This window comes from Mesorhizobium sp. M1143 (assembly GCF_040318435.1).
Lineage (GTDB): Bacteria > Pseudomonadota > Alphaproteobacteria > Rhizobiales > Rhizobiaceae > Mesorhizobium.
Map to the genome: position 1 here is coordinate 1 of NZ_JAMYMJ010000117.1, position 3,934 is coordinate 3,934.

A 3,934-nucleotide genomic window follows, 5' to 3' on the forward strand; every position below is an offset into this window, starting at 1 on the left:
GAGCTGATGCGCTCGGGCACTGTCGACATCGTCTTTGCCAACAGCCACGAGATCAAGTCGCTCTACCAGACAAAATCCTTCGACGAGGCGCTGGCTCAGATCCGAAAGGACTGCAAGATTGCCGCCGTCACCCGGTCCGAAAAAGGCTCGGTGATCGTGCGTGGCGAGGAGACCGTCACCATCCAGGCGACGACGATCCGCGAGCTGGTCGACACCACCGGCGCCGGCGACCTCTACGCCGCCGGTTTCCTCTACGGCTACACCTCGGGGCGCAGCCTCAAGGATTGCGGCGACCTTGGCTCGCTGGCGGCCGGCCTGGTGATCCAGCAGATCGGCCCAAGGCCAAGGCAGAATTTGCGCCGCGAGGCGGAACGGGCTGGGTTGCTGTAGATGCGCGGGCAACTAACCAGCCGCCCTACTGACGCGATCATCGCAGTGGCGGAACTGTGTCAAAGCTCGCTGGGATCTTCTGCATTCTAACGACGTTGTCACGCGCTTGAAGTCTCGTCCGAGATCCTTCATGGGCGACCTGCGAGGGATGTCGCAGCCCGACAGGAATCCATTAGTTGGACAATGCTGGCAGCGCAGCAGCGCCGCCAAGGGCGACTGGCTATTTCACCAATGTTAGACAAACGTAAAAGCGCGATCGCATAACGACATAAACATTTCGTTATGCGTCATTGACAAGAGAGCGGATTGTTGTGATTGTCTGCGTGTCGTGGTTCTTCGCGTGCGGCGCTGCCGCAGCGAAACTAAGAGGGAAGCCGGTGCGATGCCGGCGCTGCCCCCGCAACTGTTAGCGGCGAGTCAACCCACTCATGTCACTGAGGCGAATACCCTCGGGAAGATGGGTAGAGGCTATGACCCCGCGAGCCAGGAGACCTGCCACGACGAATTACGTCCACGGGCGGGGTGTCTCGGTGGCCGCTGCAACCGGCGTGCCGGCCTGCTAGCGCCTTCCTTGTCACCGACGCCCCCAACCATCGGGGTATGACATGACTGTCTCTCAGCAAATTCCTGTAGCAACGCTCGGCGTGCCGCGCTTCGGTCGTCGGCGAGAACTGAAATTCGCCCTTGAAAGCTACTGGTCCGGAAAATCGTCCGCTCGCGACCTTCTTGGGACGTCGAAGGCACTCCGTGCCGCTAGCTGGGAGGAGCAGCGCGATCGCGGCGTGTCAAAAATCCCCTCGAACGACTTCTCGCTTTACGACCATGTGCTCGACACCGCAGCCACGGTCGGCGCCATTCCATCCCGGTACGGTTGGAATAGCGGCGAGGTCCCACTTGACATCTACTTCGCAATGGCGCGCGGCAACCAGGGTCAGACGGAGGATTGTGGACACGCTGGTCACCAGGAGGCGGCTCATGGACCTGGTGTAGCCGCGATGGAAATGACCAAGTGGTTTGACACCAACTACCACTACATTGTGCCGGAGCTCCATGATGATCAGACGTTCGCCCTCTCGTCAACGAAGCCGGTCGATTACTTCCTCGAGGCTAAAGCTCTCGGCATTCACACACGCCCAGTCATCCTTGGACCCATCACCTTCCTCAAGCTGGCGAAATCGCCTGCCGAAGGGTTCGGTCCCATCGCGCTCCTACCGCAGCTGCTGCCCGTTTACGAGCAGCTCCTGCAGAGGCTGAAGCTGTCGGGAGCCGACTGGGTCCAGATCGATGAGCCAGCACTTGTCCTCGATCTGAACCCGAACGAACGAGCTGCGTTCGAATTCGCCTATGGCCAGCTGTCGAAAGCCGCGCCCGAGCTGAAGATCATGCTGGCTACGTATTTCGGGTCGCTGGGAGACAATCTCGAAACCGCGGTTTCTCTGCCCCTGGCCGGCCTGCATATTGATCTGGTGCGCGCTCCCGTGCAGCTGGAAACGGTGGGTCGGCTCGCTCCGAAGGATCTGGTGCTCTCGCTCGGCTTGATCGATGGCCGCAACGTCTGGCGTGCGAACCTGCCCGCCATTCTCGACCGCATCAAACCGATCGTCGCCGGCTGGCCCTTGGACCGCGTCGAAATCGCGCCTTCTTGCTCGATGCTGCATGTGCCGATTGACCTGCGCATGGAGACGGAACTCGAGGCCGACATCAGGTCGTGGCTCGCCTTCGCGGCCCAGAAGACCGACGAGCTGGTCTTGCTGGCCCGGTCCCTGTCCCAAGGCAGGGATGCGGTGGCAGGCGCGTTGAAAGCGACTGCCGAGGCTGCCGCCACTCGCTTGACGTCCACGAAGATCCATGATCCGCTTGTTGAGGGGCGGATCGCCAGCATTGACCATAGCATGAAACGACGGGAGAGCGCTTTTGGCGAGCGCTCCAGAGTCCAGGCCGGCACGCTCGGGCTGCCGCCGTTCCCGACGACGACAATCGGGTCCTTCCCGCAGACGCCGCAGGTACGCCGCGCGCGGTCCGCTCATGCGAAGGGCCAGCTCAGTTATGTCGACTACGAGATTTTCCTGAAGAAGGAGATCGAGTCAGCAATTCGTTGGCAGGAAGAGATCGGGCTGGACGTGCTGGTGCACGGTGAGTTCGAACGAAACGATATGGTACAGCATTTCGGCGAGCAGCTGTCCGGCTTCGCCTTCACTCAGCATGCCTGGGTGCAAAGCTATGGGTCGCGCTACGTGCGTCCCCCCATCATCTTCGGGGACGTATCGAGGCGCAATCCGATGACGGTGCGCTGGTGGCAATTCGCCCAGTCGCTTACGGAAAAGCCCGTGAAGGGAATGCTCACAGGCCCAGTCACCATTCTCAACTGGTCCTTTGTTCGCGACGACGTACCCCGCTCCGAAGTCTGCCGCCAGATCGCGCTCGCCATCCGCGACGAAGTGACGGATCTCGAAAGGTCCGGCGCAAGGATGATCCAGATCGATGAGGCCGCGTTTCGCGAAGGATTGCCACTGCGCCAATCTGACTGGAAAGCCTATCTCGACTGGGCTGTCGAATGCTTCCGGATCGCTTCAACGGGTGTAAAGGACGCGACTCAAATCCATACCCACATGTGTTATTCGGAGTTCAACGAGATCATCGACGCGATCGCTGGAATGGATGCGGATGTCATTTCGATTGAGACGTCGCGCTCGAAGATGGAACTGCTGGACGCCTTCACGAGCTCCAAATATCCGAACGAGATCGGTCCCGGCGTCTATGACATTCACTCACCACGTGTGCCGGAGGTCTGCGAGATTTCGGACCTAATCATGCTTGCCCGCGAGCGACTGTCCGACGGCCAACTGTGGGTAAACCCGGACTGTGGCCTCAAAACACGCAAATGGGAGGAGGTCCGCCCTGCCCTCATGAACATGGTCGCTGCAGCGCGCGCGCTCCGGGAGAAAGTGGCCTGAGGCTTCTCCTTCCTCACCGTGTGGTGAGCTACCGGCTGGCTCCTGTCGGCCGTGAACATGCCAAACCGGCACACTCTTGGAAATGAGCCACTCGGCGCAAATGTGCAATTTCCCTACGGCACGTGTCTTAATCCCGCAGAAATATAAATGTGGCACTACGCTATAATATCGGTTCCTTGGGGACATACAGGCCCCGCGCCTCGAACAAATCGGACACGCGTCGTTTCTCAAAGTAGACTGCTTGGCGCGTTCGCTCAGGCAGCGACAATATATGGTGCTGCGTCTGTCCGCCCCCAGTTGATCGCGCAGACTACGGGCGAGGTGGCAGGGTTCGGGTATCGCTAGCGTCCCGCCAATTCGGAGATGGACGTCGCAATTCGTGCCGCCAAGTAAAAATCGCCAATCATTTTCGATTGCGAGTCCGCAGCCAGTTGGCCCTTATTTTCCTGAGATCTGCGTTACAGGCCGGGGCGTTGTCGCCGTTTCTGAGGGTAAGATGGGATAGGCGACGTCAGGTGCCTCTCCGGTCAGCGAGTTGAGGAAGGCAACAAGCAGGTCAACTTCTTCGTCCGCCAGTACTACGCCGAGCT

The 3,934-nt window shown here is 60.0% G+C and carries 2 protein-coding genes and 1 riboswitch; both genes read left to right on the forward strand.

Translation table 11 applies throughout. From position 1 onward, the window contains the following. Window positions 1-390 (forward strand): PfkB family carbohydrate kinase (locus NKH35_RS30810; protein WP_352917467.1); only part of this gene is annotated, 390 nt, incomplete at its 5' end. 312 nt (window positions 391-702) lie between these two features. Continuing rightward, window positions 703-904: riboswitch (cobalamin riboswitch) on the forward strand. Window positions 905-995: 91 nt separating this feature from the next. Further along, on the forward strand, window positions 996-3,344 hold the full coding sequence (gene metE / locus NKH35_RS30815; protein WP_352917469.1) for a 5-methyltetrahydropteroyltriglutamate--homocysteine S-methyltransferase: 2,349 nt from the start codon (window positions 996-998) through the stop codon (window positions 3,342-3,344). Window positions 3,345-3,934 lie beyond the last annotated feature (590 nt).